Annotated in this window: 26 protein-coding genes; 12 read left to right on the top strand and 14 right to left on the bottom strand. The window is 63.6% G+C overall.

The features are described from left to right. The first annotated feature begins 78 nt into the window (after positions 1-78). Together ACFQXB_RS00515 and map are read left to right on the top strand one after the other, a co-directional pair. Positions 79-1,305, top strand: a complete 1,227-nt coding sequence (locus ACFQXB_RS00515; protein ID WP_377397479.1) for an argininosuccinate synthase — start codon at positions 79-81, stop codon at positions 1,303-1,305. 63 nt (positions 1,306-1,368) lie between these two features. After that, on the top strand, positions 1,369-2,118 hold the full coding sequence (gene map / locus ACFQXB_RS00510) for a type I methionyl aminopeptidase (protein WP_377397476.1): 750 nt from the start codon (positions 1,369-1,371) through the stop codon (positions 2,116-2,118). Positions 2,119-2,125: 7 nt separating this feature from the next. On the opposite strand, the gene ACFQXB_RS00505 is transcribed toward map, so the two are convergent. From ACFQXB_RS00505 to ACFQXB_RS00490, 4 genes are read right to left on the bottom strand one after another with little or no spacing between them, the layout of a single operon-like run. Beyond that, positions 2,126-2,845: a sulfotransferase-like domain-containing protein gene (locus ACFQXB_RS00505; protein ID WP_449301240.1), complete on the bottom strand. Its 720-nt coding sequence runs from the start codon at positions 2,843-2,845 to the stop codon at positions 2,126-2,128. Further along, positions 2,845-3,744 carry a D-amino acid aminotransferase gene (locus ACFQXB_RS00500; RefSeq protein ID WP_377397473.1) on the bottom strand — a complete coding sequence of 300 codons (900 nt, stop codon included), beginning with the start codon at positions 3,742-3,744 and terminating at the stop codon, positions 2,845-2,847. Before ACFQXB_RS00500 ends, ACFQXB_RS00505 begins: the two co-directional genes overlap by 1 nt. Continuing rightward, positions 3,741-4,595, bottom strand: a complete 855-nt coding sequence (locus ACFQXB_RS00495; protein WP_377397470.1) for a ribokinase — start codon at positions 4,593-4,595, stop codon at positions 3,741-3,743. Before ACFQXB_RS00495 ends, ACFQXB_RS00500 begins: the two co-directional genes overlap by 4 nt. Before the next feature lie 3 nt (positions 4,596-4,598). Continuing rightward, complete coding sequence (locus ACFQXB_RS00490) at positions 4,599-6,857, bottom strand: NADP-dependent malic enzyme (protein WP_377397467.1); 2,259 nt, start codon at positions 6,855-6,857, stop codon at positions 4,599-4,601. Positions 6,858-7,011: 154 nt separating this feature from the next. Between ACFQXB_RS00490 and mutS the strand changes: the two genes are divergently transcribed. Further along, on the top strand, positions 7,012-9,624 hold the full coding sequence (gene mutS, locus ACFQXB_RS00485) for a DNA mismatch repair protein MutS (protein ID WP_377399108.1): 2,613 nt from the start codon (positions 7,012-7,014) through the stop codon (positions 9,622-9,624). Between the two features lie 28 nt (positions 9,625-9,652). Here mutS and ACFQXB_RS00480 read toward each other — a convergent pair whose 3' ends face one another. Together ACFQXB_RS00480 and hrcA are read right to left on the bottom strand one after the other, a co-directional pair. Continuing rightward, positions 9,653-10,216, bottom strand: coding sequence for a nucleotide exchange factor GrpE (locus ACFQXB_RS00480; RefSeq protein ID WP_377397464.1), 564 nt, complete (start codon positions 10,214-10,216; stop codon positions 9,653-9,655). A gap of 3 nt (positions 10,217-10,219) precedes the next feature. Then, the gene (hrcA, locus tag ACFQXB_RS00475) at positions 10,220-11,290 is read right to left on the bottom strand and encodes a heat-inducible transcriptional repressor HrcA (RefSeq protein WP_377397461.1); all 1,071 of its coding nucleotides are present in this window, start codon (positions 11,288-11,290) and stop codon (positions 10,220-10,222) included. 166 nt (positions 11,291-11,456) lie between these two features. On the opposite strand from hrcA, the gene rph reads away from it, so the two are divergent. From rph to ACFQXB_RS00450, 5 genes are read left to right on the top strand one after another with little or no spacing between them, the layout of a single operon-like run. Next, positions 11,457-12,167, top strand: coding sequence for a ribonuclease PH (rph, locus tag ACFQXB_RS00470; RefSeq protein WP_377397458.1), 711 nt, complete (start codon positions 11,457-11,459; stop codon positions 12,165-12,167). Continuing rightward, a complete protein-coding gene (rdgB, locus tag ACFQXB_RS00465; RefSeq protein WP_377397456.1) occupies positions 12,167-12,775 on the top strand; it encodes an RdgB/HAM1 family non-canonical purine NTP pyrophosphatase in 609 nt (202 codons plus the stop codon). Before rph ends, rdgB begins: the two co-directional genes overlap by 1 nt. After that, positions 12,772-13,146 carry a RidA family protein gene (locus ACFQXB_RS00460; protein ID WP_377397453.1) on the top strand — a complete coding sequence of 125 codons (375 nt, stop codon included), beginning with the start codon at positions 12,772-12,774 and terminating at the stop codon, positions 13,144-13,146. The genes rdgB and ACFQXB_RS00460 overlap by 4 nt, the downstream gene beginning before the upstream one ends. A 2-nt stretch (positions 13,147-13,148) precedes the next feature. Beyond that, entirely contained in the window at positions 13,149-14,303 is a 1,155-nt protein-coding gene (gene hemW / locus ACFQXB_RS00455; RefSeq protein WP_377397450.1) for a radical SAM family heme chaperone HemW, read from the top strand. After that, entirely contained in the window at positions 14,303-14,656 is a 354-nt protein-coding gene (locus ACFQXB_RS00450) for a YbaN family protein (protein ID WP_377399105.1), read from the top strand. Before hemW ends, ACFQXB_RS00450 begins: the two co-directional genes overlap by 1 nt. Here the strand turns inward: ACFQXB_RS00450 and ACFQXB_RS00445 are convergent. From ACFQXB_RS00445 to ACFQXB_RS00415, 7 genes are all read right to left on the bottom strand, one after another. Further along, positions 14,653-15,549 (bottom strand): ParB/RepB/Spo0J family partition protein, encoded by an 897-nt coding sequence (locus ACFQXB_RS00445; RefSeq protein ID WP_377397447.1) that lies wholly within the window; start codon positions 15,547-15,549, stop codon positions 14,653-14,655. The genes ACFQXB_RS00450 and ACFQXB_RS00445 overlap by 4 nt on opposite strands. Further along, positions 15,549-16,361, bottom strand: coding sequence for a ParA family protein (locus ACFQXB_RS00440; RefSeq protein ID WP_377397444.1), 813 nt, complete (start codon positions 16,359-16,361; stop codon positions 15,549-15,551). The genes ACFQXB_RS00445 and ACFQXB_RS00440 overlap by 1 nt, the downstream gene beginning before the upstream one ends. Beyond that, entirely contained in the window at positions 16,354-16,971 is a 618-nt protein-coding gene (gene rsmG / locus ACFQXB_RS00435) for a 16S rRNA (guanine(527)-N(7))-methyltransferase RsmG (protein ID WP_377397441.1), read from the bottom strand. Before rsmG ends, ACFQXB_RS00440 begins: the two co-directional genes overlap by 8 nt. After that, the gene (gene mnmG, locus ACFQXB_RS00430; protein WP_377397438.1) at positions 16,968-18,842 is read right to left on the bottom strand and encodes a tRNA uridine-5-carboxymethylaminomethyl(34) synthesis enzyme MnmG; all 1,875 of its coding nucleotides are present in this window, start codon (positions 18,840-18,842) and stop codon (positions 16,968-16,970) included. The genes rsmG and mnmG overlap by 4 nt, the downstream gene beginning before the upstream one ends. Positions 18,843-18,844: 2 nt before the next feature. After that, positions 18,845-20,131, bottom strand: coding sequence for a tRNA uridine-5-carboxymethylaminomethyl(34) synthesis GTPase MnmE (mnmE, locus tag ACFQXB_RS00425; RefSeq protein WP_377397435.1), 1,287 nt, complete (start codon positions 20,129-20,131; stop codon positions 18,845-18,847). Positions 20,132-20,142: 11 nt separating this feature from the next. Further along, positions 20,143-21,414 (bottom strand): transcription termination factor Rho, encoded by a 1,272-nt coding sequence (gene rho, locus ACFQXB_RS00420; RefSeq protein WP_377397432.1) that lies wholly within the window; start codon positions 21,412-21,414, stop codon positions 20,143-20,145. 118 nt (positions 21,415-21,532) lie between these two features. Continuing rightward, the gene (locus ACFQXB_RS00415) at positions 21,533-21,982 is read right to left on the bottom strand and encodes a CopD family protein (RefSeq protein ID WP_377397429.1); all 450 of its coding nucleotides are present in this window, start codon (positions 21,980-21,982) and stop codon (positions 21,533-21,535) included. Between the two features lie 421 nt (positions 21,983-22,403). Here ACFQXB_RS00415 and ACFQXB_RS00410 point away from each other — a divergent pair, with 421 nt between their 5' ends. The 4 genes from ACFQXB_RS00410 to dnaQ are packed head-to-tail and all read left to right on the top strand — an operon-like array spanning position 22,404 to position 25,123. After that, on the top strand, positions 22,404-23,003 hold the full coding sequence (locus ACFQXB_RS00410; RefSeq protein WP_377397426.1) for a Maf family protein: 600 nt from the start codon (positions 22,404-22,406) through the stop codon (positions 23,001-23,003). After that, positions 23,000-23,836 carry a shikimate dehydrogenase gene (locus tag ACFQXB_RS00405; RefSeq protein ID WP_377397423.1) on the top strand — a complete coding sequence of 279 codons (837 nt, stop codon included), beginning with the start codon at positions 23,000-23,002 and terminating at the stop codon, positions 23,834-23,836. Before ACFQXB_RS00410 ends, ACFQXB_RS00405 begins: the two co-directional genes overlap by 4 nt. Further along, a complete protein-coding gene (gene coaE, locus ACFQXB_RS00400) occupies positions 23,833-24,423 on the top strand; it encodes a dephospho-CoA kinase (protein ID WP_377397420.1) in 591 nt (196 codons plus the stop codon). Before ACFQXB_RS00405 ends, coaE begins: the two co-directional genes overlap by 4 nt. Continuing rightward, on the top strand, positions 24,416-25,123 hold the full coding sequence (gene dnaQ / locus ACFQXB_RS00395) for a DNA polymerase III subunit epsilon (RefSeq protein WP_377397417.1): 708 nt from the start codon (positions 24,416-24,418) through the stop codon (positions 25,121-25,123). The genes coaE and dnaQ overlap by 8 nt, the downstream gene beginning before the upstream one ends. Here dnaQ and secB read toward each other — a convergent pair. Then, complete coding sequence (gene secB, locus ACFQXB_RS00390; RefSeq protein WP_377397414.1) at positions 25,116-25,637, bottom strand: protein-export chaperone SecB; 522 nt, start codon at positions 25,635-25,637, stop codon at positions 25,116-25,118. The two genes, dnaQ and secB, sit on opposite strands and share 8 nt — an antisense overlap. Positions 25,638-25,666: the final 29 nt, after the last annotated feature.

The raw sequence follows: 25,666 nt of genomic DNA, 5'->3' as shown, positions 1-25,666 counted from the left end.
GCTTGAACAGGGGCCGCTCTTGTCCCGTTTATGAAAAGGCAATAGACCCGCGTGAAGGATTTCCCGACAGGAGTGCCCATGTCTGCCCCCAAGAAAGTCGTGCTCGCCTATTCCGGCGGGCTGGATACCTCGATCATCCTCAAGTGGCTGCAAACCGAATACGGCTGCGAAGTGGTGACCTTCACCGCCGATCTGGGCCAGGGCGAGGAGCTGGACCCGGCCCGCAAGAAGGCGGAACTGCTGGGGATCAAGCCCGAGAACATCTATATCGAGGATGTGCGCGAGGAATTCGTGCGCGACTTCGTCTTCCCGATGTTCCGGGCGAATGCGGTCTATGAGGGGCTTTATCTGCTGGGCACCTCGATCGCGCGGCCGCTGATTTCGAAGCGACTGATCGAGATCGCGGCGGAAACCGGCGCCGATGCCGTGGCCCATGGCGCGACCGGCAAGGGCAATGACCAGGTGCGGTTCGAACTGTCGGCCTATGCGCTGAACCCGGACATCAAGGTGATCGCCCCCTGGCGCGAATGGGACCTGACCAGCCGCACCAAGCTGCTGGAGTTTGCCGAGGCGAACCAGATCCCGATCGCCAAGGACAAGCGCGGCGAGGCGCCCTTCAGCGTCGACGCGAACCTTCTGCACACCTCCTCCGAAGGCAAGGTTCTGGAGAACCCGGCCGAGGAAGCGCCCGATTACGTCTACCAGCGCACCGTGGACCCCGAGAACGCGCCAGACACGCCGGAATATGTGGAAATCACCTTCGAACGTGGCGATGCCGTCGCGATCAACGGCGAGGCGATGTCGCCTGCGACCATCCTGATCAGGCTGAACGAACTCGGCGGCAAGCACGGCATCGGCCGCCTTGACCTTGTCGAAGGGCGTTTTGTCGGCATGAAGTCCCGCGGCATCTATGAAACCCCCGGCGGCACCCTGCTGCTGGAGGCCCATCGCGGGATCGAGCAGATCACGCTGGACCGGGGTGCTGCGCATCTGAAGGACGAGCTGATGCCGCGCTATGCCGAGCTGATCTACAACGGCTTCTGGTTCAGCCCGGAACGCGAGATGCTGCAGGCCCTGATCGACCGCAGCCAGGAACACGTGACCGGCACCGTGCGGCTGAAGCTCTACAAGGGCCTTGCCCGCACCGTCGCGCGCTGGTCCGATCACTCGCTCTACTCCGAAGCGCATGTAACCTTCGAGGAAGACGCCGGCGCCTATGACCAGAAGGACGCGGCGGGCTTCATCAAGCTGAACGCGCTCCGCCTGAAACTGATCGCCACGCGGAAACGCAGGCTGGGCCAGTAAACGAAGAAGCCCCGGGAAACCGGGGCTTCTTGTTTCACGACACCATCACAGAGAACCGGGAAAATGACGATCACGAAGCAGGATGAACTGGACGCGCTCAGGGACATCGGCCGGATCGTCGCCAAGACCATGCACACCATGGCCAAGGCGCTGGAACCCGGCATGACGACGGGCGAACTGGATGAGATTGGGCGCGTGCTTCTGGAACGTGAGGGCGCGGAATCTGCACCGCAAACGACCTATGACTTCCCCGGGGCGACCTGCATCAGCGTGAACGAGGAAATCGCCCACGGCATTCCCGGCGACCGCAGGATCGCCGCCGGAGATCTGGTCAACATCGACGTCTCGGCCGCGAAGAATGGCTATTACGCCGATACCGGGGCGACCTTTCGCGTGGGGATCGTGCGGCCGTCGCTGGATCGGCTCTGCCGCGACGGCAGGCGTGCCATGCAGATCGGGATTGCACAGGTCGGCAGCAACAAGCCGCTGGCAGGCATCGGCCGGGCGATCGGCAGGTTTGCTTCAGACCGGGGCTACACACTGATCCGCAACCTCGCCAGCCACGGCGTGGGTCGATCCTTGCATGAATACCCCGAGGAAATCGCAACCTGGCCCACACGCGGCGAGACACGGCGCATCACCAGGGGCCTTGTGCTGACGGTCGAGCCGTTTCTTTCCAGGGGCGGTCTCTGGGCGGCCGAGGGCGCGGATGGCTGGACGCTCTACAGCGACCCGCGGGCCCCGGTTGTTCAGTATGAACACACGGTCGTCGCGACGGATCGTGGGGCGCTTGTCGTCACCTTGCCGGGCTGACGCTTCCTCACTCTGATATCAGCGCGCGATGGTTCCGCAGCCGCTCGTAGAAGGGCATCGCCTCCTCGACCAGCGCCGCGTAGGGGCCAGAGAGCGTGGGCAGCGGCCCCTCTGGTCCGTCGAAACCGGTTGATCGGTGGACGGCACCATACCAGTGGCGCGCCCAGATGCCGTCGTCCCTGTGGCCGCCCGCGGGCCAGTGCAGCATCGCCGCGTCGAACGGGATGCCGATGGCCTCGCACAGCGCCGTCAGGGCCCCCCCGGGATTGGCGCGGATATCGGCGCTGTCGATCACGATGGGCGTCTGGCCCCAGCCCTGCACCAGGTCGAAAAGCTCCGCCTGCTGGCGGAAGCCGATGTCGTCGAGCACCGGCCCTTCCCGCTTTTGCGCATAGGAGGCGACGACCCGGGCCGGATGGCGGGTCAGGAAGACGTTGACGCAGCCCCGCATCCAGTCGCGCGGGATGGTGGGCAACATGTGCTGCGTCATGTGCTTCTGATAGAAGACGGGCCGCCCCGGATCGGCCAGCAGGTCGGCGATCACCGCCTGCGGGTCCTGCGGCTGGGCGGCCAGAACCTCGTCCCGCATCGGGTGGTCGAGGCCGGTCTGCGCCAGATAGGCGGCATAGAACGGCTCATCCACCACGGCGCAATCGGCACGCGCGCCGAAGGAATACATCATGGCCGTCGACAGGTTGCGCGGCCCCGACCACATGGCGATGCGGATCATGCGCCCACCAGCTGCTTGTAGAGGCCACGAATCCGCTCGGTCATCGGCCCCATTTCGCCCGTGCCGATAACGCGCCCGTCGATCATGCCCACCGGCGTCTGCGCCCCGAAGGTGCCGGTCAGGAAGGCTTCATCGGCGGAATAGGTCTCCACCAGGCTGAAGTTCTTCTCGAACACCGGAATGTCGTTGTCGCGGCACAGCTGGATGACCTTGGCGCGGGTGATGCCGTTCATGCAGTAATCGCCGGTGCTGGTCCAGACCTCGCCCTTGCGGACGATGAAGAAGTTGCAGGCATTGGTGGTGTTCACGAAGCCATGCACATCCAGCATCAGCGCCTCATCCGCGCCGGCCTTTTCGGCGGCGATGCAGGCGAGGATGCAGTTCAGCTTGGAATGGGAATTCAGCTTCGGATCCTGGGTCATCGGCAGGCCCCGCAGGTGCGGCACGGTGGCAAGGCGGATCGGGCGCGGGATCTTCGGACGCGAATGCTCCATGATGATTGCCATGGTCGGCCCCTGGCGCGACAGGCCGGGATGCTGGAAGGGGCGGGTCTTCACCCCCCGGGTCACCATCAGGCGGGCATGGGCGTCGGTCTCCATTCCGTTGGCCCGGCGTGTTTCTTCCAATGCGGCGATGACGCCGGCGCGGTCCATGCCGATATCAAGGTCGATGGCCTTGGCCGCCTCGAACAGCCGGTCGATATGTTCATCGACAAAGCTCCAGCGGCCATTGTACAGGCGCAGCCCCTCCCACACGCCGTCGCCCAGCATGAAGCCGCTGTCATAGACGCTGACAACCGCCTGCGCCTTGGGCAGGATGCGGCCATTGACATAGATCAGGATATCCTCGTTCCGGGCATCCTCTTCGGCCTGATGGGTGGTAACATGATCGGTCATGAATGCTCCTGCAGGAAGGCATCGGTTTCAGCGGCGGTGGGCATGGCGTCGGCAGTGCCGGGGCGGGTAACCTGAATCGCGGCGGCTGCGGCGGCGCGGCGCATGGCGGCTTCGGGGGCAAGGCCGGCATCAAGAGCGGCAACCATGTTTCCCGTGAAACAATCGCCCGCCCCTGTCGTGTCTACCGGCGTCACCGGATAGGCCGGCACCCGGGCCCGCCCGCGCCACTCGGCCCCCTCGGCCCCAAGGGTCACGACCAGTTCCGGGCCGCTGACCCCGCCCAGCGCCGCGCGCAACTGTGCCTCTTCCACCGCGTTCACGCACAGGATGTCGATGAAGGCAAGCACGGCGCGGACGGCATCCACATCGAAGGGTGCCGCCGAATAGACGACCCGCAGCCCCCGTTCCCGCCCGATCCGCGCCGCTTCGGCCTGACAGCAGGTCTCGTTCTGTATCAGCAGGATATCGCCCGCCCGTGCTGCCGAAAGCGCCCGGGCCACCGCAGCGGGATCCAGCGCAAGGTTCGCGCCGCCGTGGATGACGATGTTGTTTTCGCCGGCAGGGTCGATGTTGATGATCGCATGTCCCGTTGACCCTTCGACGCGCGCGACATGGGTCGTGTCGATCCCGTCGGCGGCAAGCTGGTCCAGCACCGCCTTGTCGCGCGCCCCCACCGCACCGATGTGATGAACCCTTGCCCCGGCCCGCGCCGCGGCAACCGATTGGTTCGCACCCTTGCCGCCCAGGCCGGTGGCATAGCCAAGCGCGGCCAGCGTTTCGCCCGGCCCCGGCAGATGCGGCAGGTGGTAGAAATGGTCGATGTTGATCGAGCCGAGGTTCCAGATCGCCATCGCTCAGCCGATCTTGCAGGCGGCCATCGCGGCCATGTTGAGGATATCGTTGACGGTCGAGGTGGTGGTGCAAAGCTGGATCGGCCGCGTCACCCCGGTCAGGATCGGGCCGATCACCGTCGCCCCGGCCATTTCCTGCATCAGCTTGACCGAGATCGAGGCAGAATGCCGCGCCGGCACGACAAGGATATTTGCAGGCCCGCTGAGCCGGCAGAAGGGATAATTCGCCATCACATCGGGGTTGAGCGCGACATCCACCGTCATTTCGCCCTCGTATTCGAAATCCACCTTGCGGCCGTCCAGGACCACCGGTGCCCGATGCATCTTTTCCGCCCGCTCCGACACCGGATGCCCGAAGGTCGAGAACGAGACGAAGGCCACCCGCGGTTCGAGCCCGAGGCTGCGGGCCACGCCGGCGGCGCGCGTTGCGATCAGCGCCAGATCGTTTTCGTCGGGCCATTCGTGGACAAGCGTGTCACCGATCAGGATGATCCGCCCCTTGTGCAGAAGCGCCGTCACCCCCACGGCCCCATCCTGGGCGCTGGCATCAAACACGTGGTTGATGTGCTCCATCACATGCGCGGACTTGCGGGTGGCCCCGGTGACCAGCCCGTCGCCATGACCATGGGCCAGCATCAGCGCCGAAAACACATGCCGGTCCCGCGCAGCAAGGCGGTGAATGTCCTGCCGGTCATAGCCCTTGCGCTGCAGCCGGGCGTAAAGAAACGCCTTGTAGGTATCCAGATGGCGCGAATTGGCGGCGTTCACCACCTCCAGTTCCCGCACCGCATCGGCAAGGCCCGCCGCCTCGAGCTTTTCCTTCACATCCGCCTCGCGGCCCACGACCAGCGCCTTGCCAAGGCCCGAGCGCTGCCAGGCGACCGCCGCCCGCAGCACCCGCGGGTCATCGCCTTCGGCAAAGATCATCCGCGCCTGCGCCGATTTCGCGCGGGCATAGATGCCCTGCAGGATGCTCGCCGTCGGGTCCATCCGGGATTTGAGCGACATCTCGTAGGCGGCCATGTCGATGATCGGGCGGCGCGCCACGCCCGTGTCCATCCCGGCCTTGGCCACGGCCGGCGGGATCACATGGATCAGCCGCGGATCGAAGGGTGTGGGAATGATATAGTCACGCCCGAACGACAGCTTGCGGCCATAGGCCATCGCCACCTCATCGGGCACATCCTCGCGCGCGAGACGGGCCAGCGCCTCGGCGCAGGCGATCTTCATCTCGTCGTTGATGGCCCGCGCATGAATGTCCAGCGCGCCCCGGAACAGATAGGGAAAGCCCAGGACGTTGTTCACCTGGTTGGGGTAGTCGCTGCGCCCCGTGGCGACAATCGCATCGGGGCGCACGGCATGGGCCTCTTCCGGGGTGATTTCCGGGTCGGGGTTGGCCATGGCGAAGATCACCGGGTTGTCGGCCATGCTCGCGATCATCTCGGGCGTTACCGCGCCCTTGGCGGAAACGCCCAGGAACACATCCGCGCCCTTCATCGCCTCTTCCAGCGTCCGCGCTTCGGTGCGGGCGGCATGGGCCGATTTCCACTGGTTCATGCCCTCGGTCCGGCCCTGCCAGATCACGCCCTTGGTATCGCACATGATGCAGTTGTCATGGCGCGCGCCCATGGATTTCAGCAGTTCCAGACAGGCGATCCCCGCCGCCCCGGCACCATTGAGGACGATCTTCACCTCCTCGATCTTCTTGCCGCTGATCTCCAGCGCATTGATCAGGCCCGCGGCGCAGATCACCGCCGTGCCGTGCTGGTCGTCGTGGAAGACGGGGATGTCCATCTCCTCTTTCAGGCGCTGTTCGATGATGAAACATTCCGGCGCCTTGATATCCTCAAGGTTGATGCCGCCGAAGGTGGGGCCCATCAGCTTGACCGCGCGGATGATTTCCTCGGCATCCTCGCTGTCCAGCTCGATGTCGATCGCGTTCACATCCGCGAACCGCTTGAAGAGAACCGCCTTGCCCTCCATCACCGGCTTGGAGGCCAGCGCGCCCAGATTGCCCAGGCCCAGGATCGCCGTCCCGTTCGAGATCACCGCCACCATGTTGCCCTTGGTGGTATAGTCATAGGCGGTTTCGGGGCGTTCGGCGATTGCCAGCACCGGCACCGCAACCCCGGGCGAATAGGCAAGCGACAGGTCGCGCTGCGTGGCCATCGGCTTTGACGCCGTGATCTCGTATTTCCCCGGCTGCGGCTCGAAGTGATAGGCCAGCGCCTCTTCCCGTGTGGTTTTGGCTTTGCTCGACATGGCAGTTCCTTCCCCTTGCCCCAGCGTCATAGCAAAGCCCGCGTCGTGAAACAGCCGGAAATCTGCTTTCCGGAACACCGGCGCTTTTGTAGGGTCGCCCGGAAACAGCGGACTGCAAGGGGACGACGTGACCACCGACACACCCGTCACGCCGATGATGGCGCAATATCTGGAGATCAAGGCACAGCACGCGGATGCGCTCTTGTTCTACCGGATGGGCGACTTCTACGAGATGTTCTTTGACGATGCGGTCGCGGCCGCTGCGGCGCTGGACATCGCGCTGACGAAACGCGGCAGGCATCTGGGCGAGGATATCGCGATGTGTGGCGTGCCGGTGCATTCCGCCGAAGGCTACCTGCTGACCCTGATCCGCAAGGGGTTTCGCGTCGCCATCGCCGAACAGATGGAAGACCCGGCCGAGGCGAAGAAGCGCGGATCGAAATCGGTGGTGAAGCGCGATGTGGTCCGCCTGGTCACCCCCGGCACCCTGACCGAGGAAAGCCTGCTGGAGGCACGGCGCCACAACTTCCTTGCCGCCTTTGCGCAGGTGCGCGACGAGGGGGCGCTGGCATGGGTGGATATTTCGACCGGCGAATTCCGGGTGATGCCCTGCCCGCCCCTGCGTCTGGGCCCCGAACTGGCGCGGCTGGCCCCGCGGGAAGTGTTGTTGTCGGAAAGCGCGCCCGCAACGGCCAGCGATACGGTCACGGAAATGGGCGCTGCCGCAACGCCCTTGTCGCGCGGAAGCTTTGACAGCAGTTCCGCCGAGAAACGTCTGTGCGCCCTTTACGGGGTGGGCAGCCTTGACGCCTTCGGCAGCTTTGCGCGCTGTGAACTGTCGGCCATGGGCGCCATCGTCGATTATCTGGACCTGACCCAGCGCGGCAAGCTGCCCCTGCTGCAACCGCCCCTGCGCGAAATGGCCGACCGTCTGGTTCAGATCGATGCCGCGACGCGCCGGAACCTCGAGATCACCCAGAGCCTGACCGGCGGGCGCGAAGGGTCGCTTCTGCATGCGATCGACCGCACCGTCACGGCGGCGGGCGGGCGGCTTCTGGAGCGGCGGCTGTCGTCGCCCTCGCGCGATCTGCGCGACATCGCGAACCGGCTGGCGGCGGTGCGGTTTCTCGTGGAACAACGAGGGCTGTGCGAGGATCTGCGCGCCGATCTGCGCAAGGCGCCCGACATGGACCGGGCGCTGTCGCGGCTGGCGCTGGACCGGGGCGGCCCGCGCGATCTGGCCGCGATCCGGAACGGGCTTGCACAGGCCGCACGGGTTGCGGCGCGGCTGCAGGATGACGCGCCCGCCCTCCTGACCGGGGCCGCAACCGCCCTGCAGGGGCATGACGCGCTTTATGCGCATCTCGAAACCGCCCTTGTTGCCGAACCGCCGCTTCTGTTGCGCGATGGCGGGGCAATCGCATCCGGCTATGACGGCGAACTGGACGAAGCGCGGCATCTGCGCGACGAGGGCCGCGGCGTGATCGCGGGAATGCAGGCCGAATACGTTCAGGCAACGGGGATCAACAGCCTCAAGATCAAGCACAACAACGTTCTGGGCTATTTCATCGAAACCACCGCCACCCATGCGGAACGGATGCTGGCCCCGCCGCTGAACGAAACCTTCATTCACCGGCAGACCACCGCCAATCAGGTGCGTTTCACCACCCTGCCGCTGTCCGAGATCGAGACGCGCATCCTCAATGCCGGCGCGCAGGTGCAGGAACTTGAAAAGCGCCTGTTCGAGTCCCTGCGCGCGGCGGTTCTGGATCAGGCGGCCCGGATCGCCCAGGCGGCCCGCGCGCTGGCAGAGATCGATCTTGCCGCGGCGCTGGCCGATCTTGCCTGCGCCGAGGACTGGACCGAGCCGAAGGTGGATGACAGCCGCGCCTTCCACGTCATCGGCGGGCGCCATCCGGTGGTGGAACGCGCGCTGCGCCGCCAGGGCCAGCCCTTCGTCGCCAACGATTGCGATCTGAGCGCCGGCGACAGTGCCGCGATCTGGCTGCTGACCGGGCCGAACATGGCCGGCAAATCGACCTTCCTGCGCCAGAATGCACTGATTGCGCTGCTGGCCCAGGCCGGAAGCTTTGTCCCGGCGCAAGAGGCGCATATCGGCCTTGTGTCGCAGCTCTTCAGTCGGGTTGGCGCCGCCGATGATCTGGCGCGTGGACGGTCCACCTTCATGGTAGAGATGGTGGAAACCGCCGCGATCCTCAATCAGGCCGATGACCGCGCGCTGGTGATCCTGGACGAGATCGGGCGCGGCACCGCAACCTACGACGGGCTCTCGATCGCCTGGGCAACACTGGAGCATCTGCATGACGTCAACCGGTGCCGCGCGTTGTTTGCAACCCATTACCATGAAATGACGGCACTGGCCGGCAAGCTGGCCGGCGTGGACAATGCCACGGTCAGCGTGCGGGAATGGGAAGGCGATGTCATCTTCCTGCACGAAGTGCGCAAGGGTGCCGCCGACCGATCCTATGGGGTGCAGGTGGCACGGTTGGCCGGGCTGCCCGCTTCGGTGGTGAACCGTGCGCGCGTTGTGCTTGAGGCGCTGGAACAGGGCGAACGGGAAGGTGGCCGACGGCCGAAGGCGCTGATCGACGATCTGCCGCTTTTTGCAGCCAGCGCCGCCCATGTGGAGCAGCGCGCCCCGAAAACCAGCGCGGTGGAAGACAGGCTTGCCGCCGTGATGCCGGATGAGCTTACGCCGAAACAGGCCCTGGCGCTGGTTTACGAACTGCGGGATCTGCTGGGCTGAACCCCGGCCCGTGGGCCGGGGCCCGCCGTCACTTGGCGGCGGGGCTTGAGGAAACACCCACCTGTGCCGGGCGCAACAGCCGTTCGTGCAGAATGAAACCTTCGGCCATCACCTGAATGATGCCACCGCCCGGAACGTTCGGGACCGGCGCCTCGAACATGGCCTGATGCAGCTGCGGATCAAAGGCCTCGCCCACTTCGGGCGCAATGCGCTGGATACCATGCTTGGAGAAGATGTTGATCAGCTCGCGCATGGTCAGTTCGACACCCTCGAAGAGCGCGGCGGCACTTGCGCGCTGTTCCTCGGTGGCGGCGTCCAGCGCCCGCTTGAGGTTGTCATAGACCGGCAGCATGTCGCGGGCGAATTTCGCGCCGCCATATTGTTCGGCCTCGCGGCGGTCGCGCTCGCCGCGTTTGCGGGCGTTTTCGGCATCTGCCAGCGCCCGCATGAAGCGGTCGCGCATCTCGTCGCGCTCGGCTGTCAGCCGCTCCAGCTCGGCGGTCTGGTCAAATCCTGTCTGCGCCTCGGCGCCGTCATCAACGAAGCCCTCGGTCTGTGTGTCGCTGTGCTGGTCTTTTTGCATCTCTGCCATCTTTCACCCCTTGCCCCGATCGGAAAGCAGCTTTCCGACCAGTTGCGCCGTATAGTCCACGATCGGCACGATCCGCCCGTAATTGAGCCGTGTCGGCCCGATCACGCCCACCGCGCCAATGATCTTTCGGTCAGCGTTCATATAAGGAGAGACGACCAGAGAGGAACCCGAAAGTGAAAAAAGCTTGTTTTCCGAACCGATAAAAATGCGCACACCCTCACCATCCTCGGCCAGCTCCAGGAATTCGGCAATATCGCGCTTGCGTTCCAGATCGTCGAACAGGCTGCGGATCCTGTCCAGATCGGCGGCCTCGGCCGCGCTGTCCAGCAGATTGGCGCTGCCGCGCACGATCAGGCGTTCATAGGGCTGGCCCTCGTTTTCCCACATCGCAAGGCCACTTTCGACCAGTTCGCGGGCAAGCGAATCGATTTCCTGACGTCGCAGGCCGATTTCGGCACTGATCCGCTGGCGCAGGTCCGACAACGTGACCCCCTCGGCCATTGCATTCAGGAAATTCGCGGCCTCACGCATCGAGGACGGCGTCTGCCCCGGCGGGGGCGTGAACACCCGGTTCTCGACATGGCCATCGGCAAAGACCAGAACCACAAGCGCCCGGTCCCCGCCAAGGCTCACGAATTCGATATGCTTGATCGGGGCCTCACGCTTGGGGGTCAGCACAAGGCTCGCACCCTGGGTAATGCCCGAAAGTGCCGCGCCGACCTTGTCAAGAAGTGTGCCGACGTCGCGCTCGTTGCTACCCAGGGTCGCATCCAGGCGTTCGCGATCCTGATCGTTTACCGGCGCGACCTCCAGCAACCCGTCCACGAACATGCGCAGGCCCAACTGGGTGGGGATCCGGCCCGCAGAGACATGCGGGCTGTTCAGAAGCCCCATGTATTCCAGATCCTGCATCACGTTGCGCACCGTCGCCGCCGAGATCTTCTCGCTCATGCTGCGGGTCAGGGTGCGCGATCCCACCGGATCACCCGATTCAAGATACCCCTCGACCACCCTGCGGAAAACCTCGCGCGAGCGATCGTTCATTTCGGAAAGCAACCTGGAGCCGTCTTGCATTGTCATTCTTCCGAAACACTCTGTTGAAGCCAGAGACCACCAGAATAAATTCGCGCAGGAACGGGCGTCAATCGACCTCTGGCAGCCCGAGGTGCAGCCTGTGGTTCAGGGTTGCATCGCAGCCGTCCGCCCGGGTAACTGGCCCCAGCAACCGAAAGGACAGAACATGCGCCCCTCAGGCAGGAAACTAAGCGATCTGCGCCCGATTTCAATCGAGACCGGGATCATGAAACATGCCGAAGGCTCGTGCCTCATCAAGATGGGCGAAACGCATGTGCTGTGCTCGGCCAGCATCGAGGACCGGCCGCCGCCGTTTCTGAAGAACACCGGGCTGGGCTGGGTCACCGCCGAATACGGAATGCTGCCCCGCGCCACCAACACGCGCAACCGCCGCGAAGCGGCCAGCGGCAAGCAACAGGGCCGCACGATCGAGATCCAGCGCCTGATCGGGCGTGCCCTGCGGGCGGGGGTGGACCGCGTGGCCCTGGGCGAACGTCAGATCACCATCGACTGCGATGTGATCCAGGCAGACGGCGGCACCCGCTGCGCTGCGATCACCGGCGGCTGGGTGGCGCTGCGGCTTGCGGTAAACAAGCTGATGAAGGCCGGGATCGTCACCAGCGATCCGCTGCTTGACCATGTGGCGGCGGTGTCCTGCGGGATCTATGCCGGGCAGCCGGTGCTGGACCTTGACTATGCCGAGGACAGCGAGGCCGGCACCGACGGGAATTTCATCCTGACCGGTAGCGGGCGCCTGATCGAGGTGCAGATGTCGGCCGAGGGCGCCACCTTCACGCGCGACCAGATGACTGAGCTTCTTGACCTTGCCGAAGGCGGGATCGCGCAGCTGGTCGCGGCACAGAAGGCGGCGCTCTGATGCGGCGGTTCAGCGGCACCGAACTGCTGGTGGCGACCCACAACAGCGGCAAGCTGCACGAGATTTCCGCCTTGTTAGAGCCTTTTGGCATCAAGGTCAGCTCGGCCGCCGAGCACGGTCTGCCCGAACCGCAGGAGACCGAGACCACATTCATCGGCAATGCACGGATCAAGGCCCATGCCGCGGCGCGGGCAACCGGGCTTCCGGCGCTTGCCGATGACAGCGGCATCGAGGTCGAGGCGCTGGACGGCGCACCGGGCGTGCATACCGCCGATTGGGCCGAAACACCGCAGGGCCGCGATTTTGTCATGGCCATGACCAGAACCTGGCAGATGCTCGAGGAACGCGCGGCGCCCCACCCGCGGCGCGCCTGCTTCCGCTCAACCCTGGTTCTGGCCTGGCCCGACGGTCACGACGAGGTTTTCGAGGGGCGCATGGATGGCCAGCTGGTCTGGCCGATGCGCGGGGCGCAAGGCCATGGCTATGACCCGATCTTCCAGCCCGAGGGGTTTGATATCACCTTCGCCGAAATGGCACCCGAGCTGAAGAACCGGATCAGCCACCGCGCGGATGCCTTCCGCAAGCTTGTCCAGGGATGTTTCGGATGAAACGCATCAGCACCGGCTCCCCGTTCGAGGCCAAGATGGGCTATTCCCGCGCGGTTGTGAAAGGAGGCTGGTGCTTCGTCTCGGGCGTCACCGGTTACGATTATGCCACGATGAAGATGCCTGCAGATGCCACCGAGCAGGCGCGCAACTGCTTCGCAACCATCGAGTCGGTTCTGACCGAGGCAGGCTTTGCCATGGCAGACATCGTGCGCGTGACCTATATCGTCACCGATGCTGCATTGGTGGAAGCGGTCGCGCCGGTTCTGGCCGAAGCTCTCGGCACCGTCCGGCCGGCTGCGACGATGGTGGTCGCGGGTCTGATCCGCCCGGAAATGCAGATCGAGATCGAAGTGACAGCCTTCAAGGGATGATGATGCAGGACTGGCGGAACGGCGGCTTCGGGCTTTATCTGCACTGGCCGTTCTGCCAGGCGAAATGTCCCTATTGCGACTTCAATTCCCATGTGTCCGCCGCCATAGACCAGAGCCGCTGGCAGGCGGCCTATCTGTCCGAGATTGACCGGATCGGCCGTGAAACCGAAGGGCGGATCCTCAACACGGTTTTCTTCGGCGGTGGCACCCCAAGCCTGATGGAGCCGGAACTGGTGGCTGCCGTGCTCGACCGGATCCGCCGCACCTGGCCGCAATCCAATGACTGGGAAGTGACGCTTGAGGCCAACCCCACCTCGGTCGAGGCGGGTCGTTTCCGAGGCTATCGCGACGCCGGCGTGACGCGGCTGTCAATGGGCGTGCAATCGCTGCGCGACGAGGATCTGCGTCGCCTCGGACGCCTGCACAGCGCAGCCGAGGCGCGCCGGGCTTTCGATATCGCCCGCGATTGCTTCGATCGCGTCAGCTTCGACATGATCTATGCCCGCCAGCATCAGACACTGGCGGATTGGCGTCTGGAACTGGACGAGGCGCTGTCGATGGCCATCGACCATCTGTCGCTTTACCAGCTCACGATCGAGGACGGCACCGCCTTTGGTGCGCGCCATGCCGGCGGTGGCCTGCGCGGCCTGCCCGAGGATGATCTGTCTGCCGACATGTATGCCATGACGCAGGATCGGTGCGGCGCGGCTGGAATGGCGGGATACGAGGTGTCAAACCACGCCCGGGAAGGCTCTGAATCACGGCACAACCTGATCTACTGGCGCGCCGGAGACTATGCCGGCATCGGCCCCGGCGCGCATGGGCGTCTGACGCTTGGAACGCAGCGCCTTGCAACCGATACGCCGACGGACCCTTTGGCCTGGCTTGCCCAGGTGGAACGGAAGGGAAGCGGCGAGCTGCCCCGTCAGCCCCTGGACGGCGGCGATCAGGCGGACGAATATCTGATGATGAGCCTGCGGCTTGCCGAGGGGGTGGATCTGACCCGACACGCCGCCCTGGCCGGCCAGACCATTCCCGAACACCGCATCGCTCCGCTTCAGGATCTGGGCCTTCTGGAGCTAAAGGGCGACAGGCTTTGCGCCACTGCCGATGGGCGGATCGTGCTGAACGCCATCCTGCGAGAGCTTATGACATGATGCGCTGGTTCTGGGCCTTTTGCGGGCTGATCTGCCTCGCCCTTGGGGTGATCGGCGCAGCCTTGCCCCTGCTGCCGACGGTGCCCTTCCTTCTTCTGGCCGCGTTCTGCTTTGCTCGATCATCCGAGCGGCTGCATCATTGGCTGATTACACACCCGCGCCTCGGCCCGCCGATTGAAAGCTGGCAGCGCAACGGCGCGATTTCGCGCAGGGCCAAGCGTGCGTCGAGCCTTGCCATGACAGCGGCCCTGGGCCTGTCAGTCGTCCTCGCCCTTCCACTCTGGGTTCTGCTTGTCCAGGGCGCGACACTTGCCTGCGTCGCCTTGTTCATCTGGAGCCGCCCCGAAGGTTAACGGCTCAGCAATCCGCAAAGTCGGTCAAGATCGTCCAGCGTCTTGTATCGGATCACAAGCTGGCCCGCCTGCCCTCCCGGCTGATGGTCGATCGTTACCGACAAGCCAAGATTCGCCGACAGATCGCCCTCAAGTGCACGGGTATCGGCATCCTTCTCGGCAGTTGCGGGTGCCTGCGGGCGCCGGGTTTCGCCTCCGCGCGGCTTCTTGACCAGGGCTTCGGTTTCGCGCACCGAGAGTTCCCGCGCCATGACCTGACGCGCCAGTTCGCCGGGATTGTCGGTGGTGATCAAGGCACGGGCATGGCCAGCCGTCAGCTTGCCCTCGCGCAGATAGCCCTGCACCTCTTCCGGCAGCTGCAGAAGTCGCATCAGATTGGCGATATGGCTGCGACTCTTGCTGAGCGCCTCGGCCAGTTTTTCCTGGGTATGGCCGAACCGTTCCATCAGCAGGCGGTAGCCCATCGCCTCTTCCACCGGATTGAGATCCGCACGCTGAATGTTCTCGATGATGGCGATTTCAAGCACTTCCGAGTCCGAAAACTCGCGCACCAGCACCGGAACCTCGTGCAACTGGGCCATTTGCGCGGCGCGCCAACGACGTTCGCCGGCAACGATCTCGTAGGTGCCGCTCTCGCTGTCCTTCACGCGTACGATCAGGGGCTGGATGATGCCCTTTTCACGGATCGACGCAGCCAGTTCTTCCAGCGCCTCGCGGGTGAAGTGCCGACGGGGCTGATCGGGGTTCGGGATGACTTTCTCGACCGGAAGAACAAGATCTGCGCGCCGTGGTCGCGCTTCGGGCTCGGCCGAGGGCGCGTGGTCGAGGCTCACATCTGCCATGAGTGCCGAAAGACCCCGGCCAAGACCGCGCCGCTCCACCCGCTTTTCCATCACACCTGCCCCTCTAGCTGTTGTTGCGCGCCGTGTCGCGCGAGTATTTCTCGTGCCAAGGCGCGATAGGCCTGGCTCCCGCGCGAGGTGCTGTCATAGGCCAGGACGGGCATGGCATAGGATGGCGCCTCGCTCAACCGCACATTTCGCGGCACGACCGTTTCGAAGACCAGCGGCCCGAGGTTGTCCCGGGCATCCTGCTCGACTTGCTGCGACAGGTTGTTGCGGCCATCGTACATGGTCAGGACAACCCCTTCGATCCGCAGATCCGGGTTTGCCTTGCGCACCTGCTGCACCGTCAGAAGCAGCTGCGACAATCCTTCCAGGGCGAAGAATTCGCTCTGCAACGGGACAAGAACCGAATGAGCCGCAATCATGGCATTGACCGTCAGCAGGCTCAGAGAAGGCGGGCAGTCGATCAGAACATAATCGAACGCTCGCGCAGAGGGCTGCTGCAGCGCTGCCCGAAGCAGGGAGCTTCGCTTTTCGTTGTTGCCAAAGTCGATATCGGCCGACGACAGGTCCGTCGTTGCAGGACACAGCCAGATGTTAGCGAAGGCGGTTTCGACCACAACATCATGTAGCCCTGCCTCTCCCAGCATCAGATCATAGGTTGTGTGGCGGCGCTGCCCCGGCTCGATTCCCAGCCCCGTCGATGCATTTCCCTGCGGGTCGATATCGATCAGGAGAACCCGTTGACCCGACTCGGCCAGAGACGCCGCAAGATTGATCGCGGTTGTCGTTTTGCCAACCCCGCCCTTCTGGTTGGCGATGGCGATGATGCGGGGCGCGGATACTGAAACGTCAGACACGAGATATGGCTCCGATGGTCAGGATCACCCCCGAGGGGTCTGTCTTGCTTTTATGCGCCTCGAACTCAAACTTCCAGTGTTTCTGCGCTTCTTCGACCTCGGACGGCCAGCTTCCGCCTTTCAGAAACACCGCCCGTCCCCCAGGGGCAAGATGACGATCAGCATGACCAAGAAGCTGCGAAAGCGGCGCAAGCGCGCGTGCCGAAACAACCTGCGCAGCGAGCGGCGGAACTTTTTCGATACGTTCCGGGATCACCGCGGCGCCCAGCGACAGCTCGCGCACCACCGTCGTGAGAAAGGTGGCCTTGCGCAGGTCTGATTCGACAAGCGTCACCCGAAGATCAGGGGCCTCTGCAGCGGCAAGGATCGCAACAACGATCCCCGGAAATCCCCCGCCACTTCCCATATCCGCCCAGGTTCTTGCATCCGACGCCTTCGAAAACACCTGCGCCGAATCCAGGAAGTGGCGCGACCAGACCTCCTTCAGCGAGCCGGACGAGACAAGGTTGATCGCCGCATTCCATTTGCGAAGCAGGGCTTCATACTGATCGAGCCGCTCCAATGTTTCACGTGAAACATCCAGCGCTGCACGGAATGCATCCTGACTCATCCTGCCGACCGCTCACGTCCCGCTTGCCGGATCTTGGCCAGCAACAAGGTCAGCGCCGCCGGCGTCATGCCGTCTACGCGCCCTGCCTGACCAAGGGTTTCAGGACGCACCTGTGACAGCTTTCCCTTGAGTTCGTTCGACAACCCGCTGATCTGGGTGTAATCGAAACCGGGCGGAATCGCTTGCCCCTCGTCGCGGCGCAGCGCTGCAACATCGAGTTCCTGCCGTAGAATATAGGTCGCATAAAGTGCGTCACGCTCTGTCTGAAGGCGCGTTTCCGGATCCAGATCGGCAAGGTCTGGCTCCAGTACTTCAAGGTCTCGCAGTGACACATCCGGGAATGCCAGAAGATCATAGGCCGACCGGCGCTGTCCGTCCTGGCTCACCTTGAAGCCGGCTTCTGCCAGCTGAGGCGGAGTGAAAGTCAGCGCCTGCAGCCGCTCCTTCGCCCGGGCGAGAAGATCCTGCTTCTTCTCGTAAGCAACACGCCGTGTCTCGCCTACGCACCCCAGGCGGATACCCAGGCCAGTCAGGCGCTGATCGGCGTTGTCAGCCCGGAGCGACAGACGAAACTCCGCGCGTGAGGTGAACATCCGGTAGGGCTCGGTCACGCCGCGCGTCACCAGATCGTCGATCATCACCCCGATGTAGCTGCTGGCGCGGTCAAACACGACCGGCTCGCCGCCCCGCGCGTGCAGCGCCGCGTTAAGGCCCGCCACCAGCCCTTGGGCTGCGGCCTCCTCGTATCCCGTGGTTCCGTTGATCTGACCCGCGAGATACAGTCCCGGCACCTCGCGCAGTTCGAGCGTCGGCCGCAACGCCCTGGGATCAACATAGTCGTATTCGATCGCGTAACCGGGCTGAAGGATCTCGACCCTTTCCAAGCCACGCATCGATCGAACATAGGCCCATTGCACCTCGACCGGCAAGGAGGTGGAGATTCCGTTGGGATAGACGGTGTCATCGTCCAGCCCTTCCGGTTCGAGAAAGACCTGATGCGCCTCCTTGTCGGCGAACCGCACGATCTTGTCTTCGATCGACGGACAGTATCGGGGCCCTACCCCTTCGATGTGCCCACCATACATCGCGGAACGATGCAAATTCTCCCGAATAAGATCATGGGTTTCCTGGTTCGTATGGGTTATCCCGCAAGAAAGCTGCCGAGCAGACGGACGGCTGTTCAAGAACGAGAACATTACCGGATCGTCGTCTCCCGGCTGCATTTCAAGAACAGACCAGTCGATTGTTCGCCCGTCGAGCCGAGGCGGGGTTCCCGTCTTGAGCCGGCCGAGCGGCAGCCCGAAGCTGGAAAGGCGCTCGGCCAGGCCAACTGATGGCTTGTCCCCCATCCGTCCGCCCGGCCGCCGCTCGTCTCCGATATGGATCACGCCGCGGAGGAAGGTTCCTGAGGTAAGCACAACGCAACGCGCTGCAAGATGTTCGCCCGTCGCCAGAACGACTCCGGCTACAGAACCGCCTTCAAGGATAAAATCGGCGGCTTCTCCTTCGATAATGGTCAATCCGGCTTGAAGCGCCAGCTCTGCCTGAATTGCGTCCCGATACAGCTTTCGATCGGCCTGCGCACGAGGTCCCTGGACCGCAGGACCTTTACGCCGGTTCAGAAGGCGAAACTGGATGCCAGCCTTGTCGGCAGCACGTCCCATGAGCCCGTCGAGGGCGTCGACCTCCCGCACCAGATGCCCCTTGCCCAGGCCTCCGATTGCCGGATTGCAGGACATGACGCCGATCGAGGCCTTGGTCAGCGTGACCAGCGCCACTTGCGCGCCCATGCGGGCCGCTGCATGCGCCGCCTCGGCCCCGGCATGTCCGCCGCCGATTACCAGAACGTCAAAATGTTTCACGTGAAACACTCCTACTTGCCGATGCAGAAGCTGGAAAAGATCTCGTCCAGAAGATCTTCGACATCTACCCGCCCCACGAGCGCATTCAAGGCCCGAATCGCGCTCCGAAGCTCTTCGGCCGCCAATTCGGGATGGGGAAGGTTCTGTTCTAACTGATCCCGGGCGCGATCCAAAGCAGATATGGCCCCTTCGGCTGCGCGGCGATGGCGTGCTCGCGTAAGTGTGACCGGCCGGGCGGCTCGGTCGGACAGGATCTGCGTGATTCGGGCGGTGAGCTCTTGCAGCCCCTCGCCCGTCTTGCCGGAGACGGACAATCCCTGACCCGGAGCCAGATCCGCCTTTCCCCGCACCACAAGATCATCCGGCCGCAGCGCGAGCTGCGGCTTCGCCTCTCCCTCGACCAGTAGAATACGAAGATCCGCCGAGTCCGCACGGGCAAGGGCGCGGCTGATGCCCAGGGCCTCGACCTCATCCTCGGTATCTCGAAGTCCCGCGGTATCAAGAAAGGTTACCGGGAGGCCATCAAGGTCCATCCGAACCTCGATGATGTCCCGCGTCGTTCCGGCAATGGCCGATGTGATCGCAGCTTCACGTCTGGCCAAGGCATTGAGCAAGGTGGATTTTCCGGCATTCGGTGCGCCAAGGATTGCCACCTCGAAGCCGTCGCGAACACGCTCGGCAAAGTAGCTTCCCGCGACTTCCTGGCGGAGTTCGCCCTGAACCTCGGCAATCAGGGCCGAAACCTCGGGCGCCACGTCGACCGGAACATCTTCATCGGCAAAATCAATCGTGGCCTCCAGAAGCGCCGCGGCCCGCACAAGACGGCTGCGCCACTTCTCGGATCTCTGCCCTATCTCGCCTGCGAAAACCCGCTGCGCTTGCTGGCGCTGCGCTTCGGTTTCGGCCTCAAGAAGATCGGCAAGCCCTTCGATCTGGGCAAGGTCCATGCAGCCATTCTCAAGCGCACGGCGGCTGAACTCACCGGCTTCGGCAGGGCGCAGACCGGGCTGTTGGTCAAGCCAGGCAAGCACCGAGCGTATGATCGCCGGGCTGCCATGAAGCTGCAGTTCTGCCACCTCTTCACCGGTATAGCTCTGACCGCGCGGAAAAAGGATCACCAGCGCCTGGTCCAGAACCTCCCCTTCCCTGTTCCGCAAGGTCCGCAAGGCGGCACGACGGGCCGTCGGCAGGGTCCCCGCCAAGGTTTCAACCACCGGCCAGGCATCCGGTCCTGACAACCGCACAACCGCTACCCCGGCCTTGCCGCGTGCGGTGGCCAAAGCAAAGATCGTGTCCATGGCCCGTTCCGTCAGGTGTTCATCGAATCGAAGAAATCACTGTTCGACTTGGTCTGCTTCAGCTTGGAAATCAGGAACTCGATGGCTTCGGTCGTCCCCATCGGATTCAGGATCCGCCGCAACACGAAGGTCTTCTGAAGATCGGCCTTGTCGACCAGAAGATCCTCTTTGCGCGTTCCCGATTTGAGGATATCCATCGCCGGGAAGACGCGCTTGTCCGCCACCTTGCGGTCAAGCACGATCTCGGAGTTGCCGGTCCCCTTGAATTCCTCGAAGATCACTTCGTCCATCCGGCTGCCGGTGTCGATCAGCGCCGTTGCGATGATGGTGAGCGATCCGCCTTCTTCGATATTCCGCGCGGCGCCGAAAAAGCGCTTTGGGCGTTGCAAGGCGTTCGCATCCACACCCCCGGTCAGCACCTTGCCTGACGAGGGGACCACGGTGTTGAACGCGCGGCCCAGACGGGTGATCGAGTCAAGCAGGATGACGACATCACGCTTGTGCTCAACCAGACGTTTGGCCTTTTCGATGACCATCTCGGCAACAGCCACGTGACGCGTCGCAGGTTCATCGAAGGTCGAGGAGACAACTTCGCCCTTCACGCTGCGCTGCATGTCCGTCACCTCTTCAGGCCGTTCATCGATCAGCAGCACGATCAGGTAGCATTCCGGATGGTTCTGCGCGATCGAATGGGCGATATTCTGCAAAAGCACCGTTTTACCGGTCCGTGGCGGCGCCACAATCAGCGCCCGCTGCCCCTTGCCCATGGGTGCGACGATATCGATGATCCTCCCGGACCGGTCGCGGACCGTGGGGTCGTCAATCTCCATCCGCAGCCGTTCATCAGGATAAAGCGGCGTGAGGTTGTCGAAATGCACCTTGTGGCGTGCGCGTTCGGGTTCGTCGAAGTTGATGCGGGTCACCCGCGTCAGGGCAAAATAGCGCTCGTTCTCGCGCGGCGCCTGGATAACACCTTCCACCGTATCGCCGGTGCGCAGGCTGAACTGGCGGATCATCTCGGGCGACACATAGATGTCATCCGGGCCAGGCAGATAGTTGGCCTCGGTCGAACGGAGGAAGCCGAAACCATCCTGAAGAACCTCGAGAACACCGTCGCCCGATACCTCCCAGCCTTCTTCCGCGCGCTCCTTGAGGATCGAGAACATCATCTCGCCCTTGCGCATGGACGAGGCATTTTCGATCTCCAGCTCTTCGGCCATCGCCAGAAGGTCTGCCGGGCTTTTTGCCTTGAGCGATGAAAGCGTAAGACGGTCTTGGGTCATCAATATGCCTTTCGGGCCGCATCTTCAGCAGCCGGCACCAGGTCGGAACGGGAAATGCACGGACCGGACGGCCCTGCCTGAGGCCAGATACACGCCAGATCGCGCTGAGTCAAATCTCTCAGAACTTCAGCACGACCGAAAAGACGATCACGATCAGAAACAGCGTCGGCAGTTCGTTCATCATGCGGTAATGCCGGCCCGAGACCTTGTTGTCACCGCGCACGAAGTTCTTGCGCCGAAGGCCCAGCCAGTGATGAAACCAGGTCATGCCCAGCACCGCCGCCGCCTTCGTCCAGGGCCAGACCGACCCCCAATAGACGATGCCCGGGGTCAGGACCAGCAACAGACCGAAGATCCAGGCGGCGATCATCGCCGGATTCATTATGTATCTCAGAAGCTTGTGTTCCATTGTCTGGAACAGAAGATCGGTATCGCCACCCGCTGCCACCCGTTCCACGTGATAGACGAACAACCGGGGAAGGTAGAACAGCCCCGCCATCCAGGCGATTACCGACAGGATATGCAGGGATTTGATCCAGGGATAGGCGAGCGCGAGGAAGTCCCACATGACATCTGACCTGCTGAACGGGGCCTTCTTTCTAAATGAAAGAATATTAGAAAGAAAAGTAGTTGATGTAGTAAGGCCGGTGGATAACCCTAATTCCTGCGTTTTCCCGCCCTCTCTCCACAAGAACGGCAACCTGTGTATAACTCTGTGCACGAAATGACCAGTCGGGCACAACTTCTAAATATTCTTTCTGAACCAGTACCTTGTATGCAGAAAGCGCGTTAACACTCTGTGGATAAGATGGGATCGCTGGTGTGGCCGAGATCTTCTCCACAGGCAGCGCGGCTCCTTTGTCCACGGTGGATAACCAGCCGCGGTTTCTTGACATCCGGCCCCGGGATCGGGGATTCCGATGCAGGGCCTGATCCGCCCACAATCCGTTCGCCGATTCCTCTGCCGATTCCACCACAGGGTTTTCCACATGCCACGACCGATCATTCTTGCTTCCGCCTCGGCGATCCGTGGCACCTTGCTGACGAATGCCGGGCTGGCGATCGAACAGCAGGACGCGCGCGTGGATGAAGAGGCGTTGCGCGAAGGACTTGCCGCCGAAGAGGCCCCGCCGCGCGACGTCGCCGATGCGCTGGCCGAGGCAAAAGCGCGGAAGATATCCCTCCGTCACCCGGCTGCCATGGTCATCGGCTGCGATCAGGTTCTCGAATTCGGAAAGAAGATCATGACCAAGCCGGCCGACCCTGATGCAGCACGGGCACAGTTGCGCGCCCTTCGCGGCCAGACCCACCGGCTTTTGTCGGCGGCCGTGATATATGAGGATGGACAACCCGTCTGGCGCCATGTCGGGCAGGTCCGCCTGACCATGCGCAGCTTCAGCGACGCCTATCTGGAGGATTACGTGACCCGCAACTGGGACAGCATTCGCCACTCGGTCGGCGCCTACAAGCTCGAGGAAGAGGGTGTCCGCCTGTTTGCGGCGGTTCAGGGGGATTATTTCACCACCCTTGGGCTGCCGTTGATCGAGATGTTGAATTTTCTGAGTATCCGCGGAGATATCGCTGCATGACAACCGAACGGATCGGGCTGGCCGGGGTAATCGGCTCGCCCATCGCGCACAGCCGCTCGCCCGCCCTGCATGGCCACTGGCTGAGAACCTATGGCATCCCGGGCTTTTACATCCCCATGGACGTGGCTCAGGCCGATCTGAAAGAGGTTCTGCACGCGCTGCCAAAGATGGGGTTCCTGGGCGTCAACGTCACGATTCCGCACAAGGAAACCGTGCTTCAGATTGCCGATGTGGTCAGCGATCGCGCCGCACTGATCGGCGCGGCCAACACGCTGATCTTCCGCCAGGACGGCAAGATTCACGCCGATAATACCGATGGCTATGGCTTCATCGCCAATCTGCGCCAGAATGCGCCCGACTGGCAGCCGGCGCTTGGCCCCGTGGCACTTTTCGGTGCCGGGGGTGCGGCGCGTGCGGTCATTTCATCCCTGATCGAGGTGGGGGCGCCCGAGATCCGCATCGCAAACCGGACCCGTGCACGGGCCGAGGCGATGCGGGCAGAGTTCGGCGCCAAGGTCATCGTGTACGATTGGGTGCAAAGCGCCGAGATGCTGGAAGGTGCGGTGACCGTGGTCAACACCACCGCGCTCGGCATGGCCGGCAAGCCGGATCTGCGCATCCCCTACGATGCGATCTCGCCCACCGCGCTGGTGACCGACCTTGTCTATACGCCGCTGCGGACGACCTTCCTTGCCGAAGCCGCTGCACGGGGCTGCACCACGGTCGATGGCCTCGGCATGCTGCTTCATCAGGGCGCGCCCTGCTTCGAACGCTGGTTCGGACAAAGGCCCGAAGTCGATGCCGCGACGCGGGCGGCTGTCCTTTCGGCATGAGCCGCCCGTTCCGCCTTGGGCTGACCGGCTCGATCGGCATGGGCAAATCCACCACCGCGGCCATGTTCCGCGATCTGGGGGTTCCGGTCTGGGATGCCGATGCGGCCGTTCATCGCCTTTACGAAGGCGATGCCGTGGAACCGCTGCGCGCGCTCTGCCCCGAGGCGGTGGTCGATGGCCGTGTCGATCGGGAGCGCCTGCGCGACTGGATCGCGCGCGATCCGGACGCGCTGCCCCGGATCGAAGCTGTGGTGCATCCGCTTGTTGCCGCGGATCGCGCTGCGTTCCTGAACAACGCCAGGGGCGATCTGGTTGTGCTGGACATCCCGCTGCTTTTCGAAACGGGTGCCGATGCGCAGATGGATGCGGTGCTTGTGGTCACGGCGCCGCCCGAAGTGCAGCGCAGCCGCGTTCTTGCGCGCCCGGGCATGACTGCCGCGCGGATGGAAATCCTGCTGGCCAAGCAGATGCCGGATGCGGAAAAACGCCGCCGTGCGACCCATGTGATCGAAACGACGGGGCTTGAACAGACGCGGGCAGCGGTGCAATCACTGGTCTCCAGCCTGAGGGACCGAAAACATGCGTGAAATCGTCCTCGACACCGAAACCACGGGATTCGAACCCTCGGAAGGGCATCGCATCGTCGAAATCGGCGCGGTGGAACTGCTCAATCACGTTCCGACCGGGCGCACCTATCACCAGTATATCAATCCGCAGCGTCCGATGCCTGCCGAAGCCTTTGCCGTTCACGGGCTTGGCGATGAGTTCCTGCGTGACAAGCCGGTGTTCCGTGCCGTCGGGCAGGCGTTTCTGGATTTCGTGGGATCGGCGCGTCTGGTCATTCACAACGCTGCCTTCGACATGAAGTTTCTCAATGCCGAACTGGGATGGGCCGGCCTTCCGACCCTGCCGAATGATCGCGCGCTGGATACCCTGGCGCTTGCCAAGCGCCGGTTTCCCGGCGCGCCGGCCTCGCTTGATGCGCTATGTCGCCGCTTCGGCGTCGACAATTCCGCGCGGGAAAAGCACGGCGCGCTTCTGGACAGCGAAATCCTTGCCGAAGTCTATCTGGAACTGATCGGCGGGCGGCAACCTGATTTCGCGCTTGCAGGCACCTCGCAGGCCGCGCCGGCCATGGGACATACGGCCTGGCGGCCGCAGCCGCGCCCTGTTCCGCTTGCGCCACGTCTCACCGAGGAAGAGGCGCTCGCCCATGCTGCCTTCGTTGCGAAGATGGGCGAGGCGGCCCTGTGGAACCGCTATGGCGGGGGCGAACCTCCTAGTTGACGGGCGTCGCGGCAGGCTGCTGCTGTTCGGCGCTGCGGCGGGCCAGCTCCTGGCGGTAAAGCGCGAGGAAATCCACCGTGTCGAGGTTCAGCGCCGGGAAACCGCCATCGCGCGTCACGTCGCTGACGATGCGGCGGACGAACGGGAACAGCATCCGCGGACATTCGATCAGAAGGAAGGGGTGCATCTGTTCCTCGGGCACACCGTCGATCAGGAAGATGCCGGCATATTCCAGCTCCAGATGGAACAGCGGATCGTTGTTATTGGCCTTGTTGCGCGACTGGATCTTGAACTTGGTCACGACTTCGTACTGGTTCGCGACCGACCGCTTGCGCGCGTCAAGGCTGACCTGAACCTGAATGTCAGGGGTGACCTCTCCGTTCTGCAGGCCTTTCTGGGCGACGATGTTCTCGAAGGACATGTCGCGGATGAACTGCGCGAGCACCTGCATCTTGATCTGGGGCGCGGCCTGCGCCGGCTGCTGCGGGGCAGCGCCGTTGTCGTTCTCGGCCATGGGACTCTCCTGCTAAGCAATGCCGGAAC

This window comes from Halodurantibacterium daqingense, from assembly GCF_042666235.1.
Taxonomy (GTDB): Bacteria; Pseudomonadota; Alphaproteobacteria; order Rhodobacterales; family Rhodobacteraceae; genus Halodurantibacterium; species Halodurantibacterium daqingensis.
The sequence above is the reverse complement of the archived record's forward strand: the minus strand, read 5'-3'. Positions and strand labels throughout refer to the sequence as shown.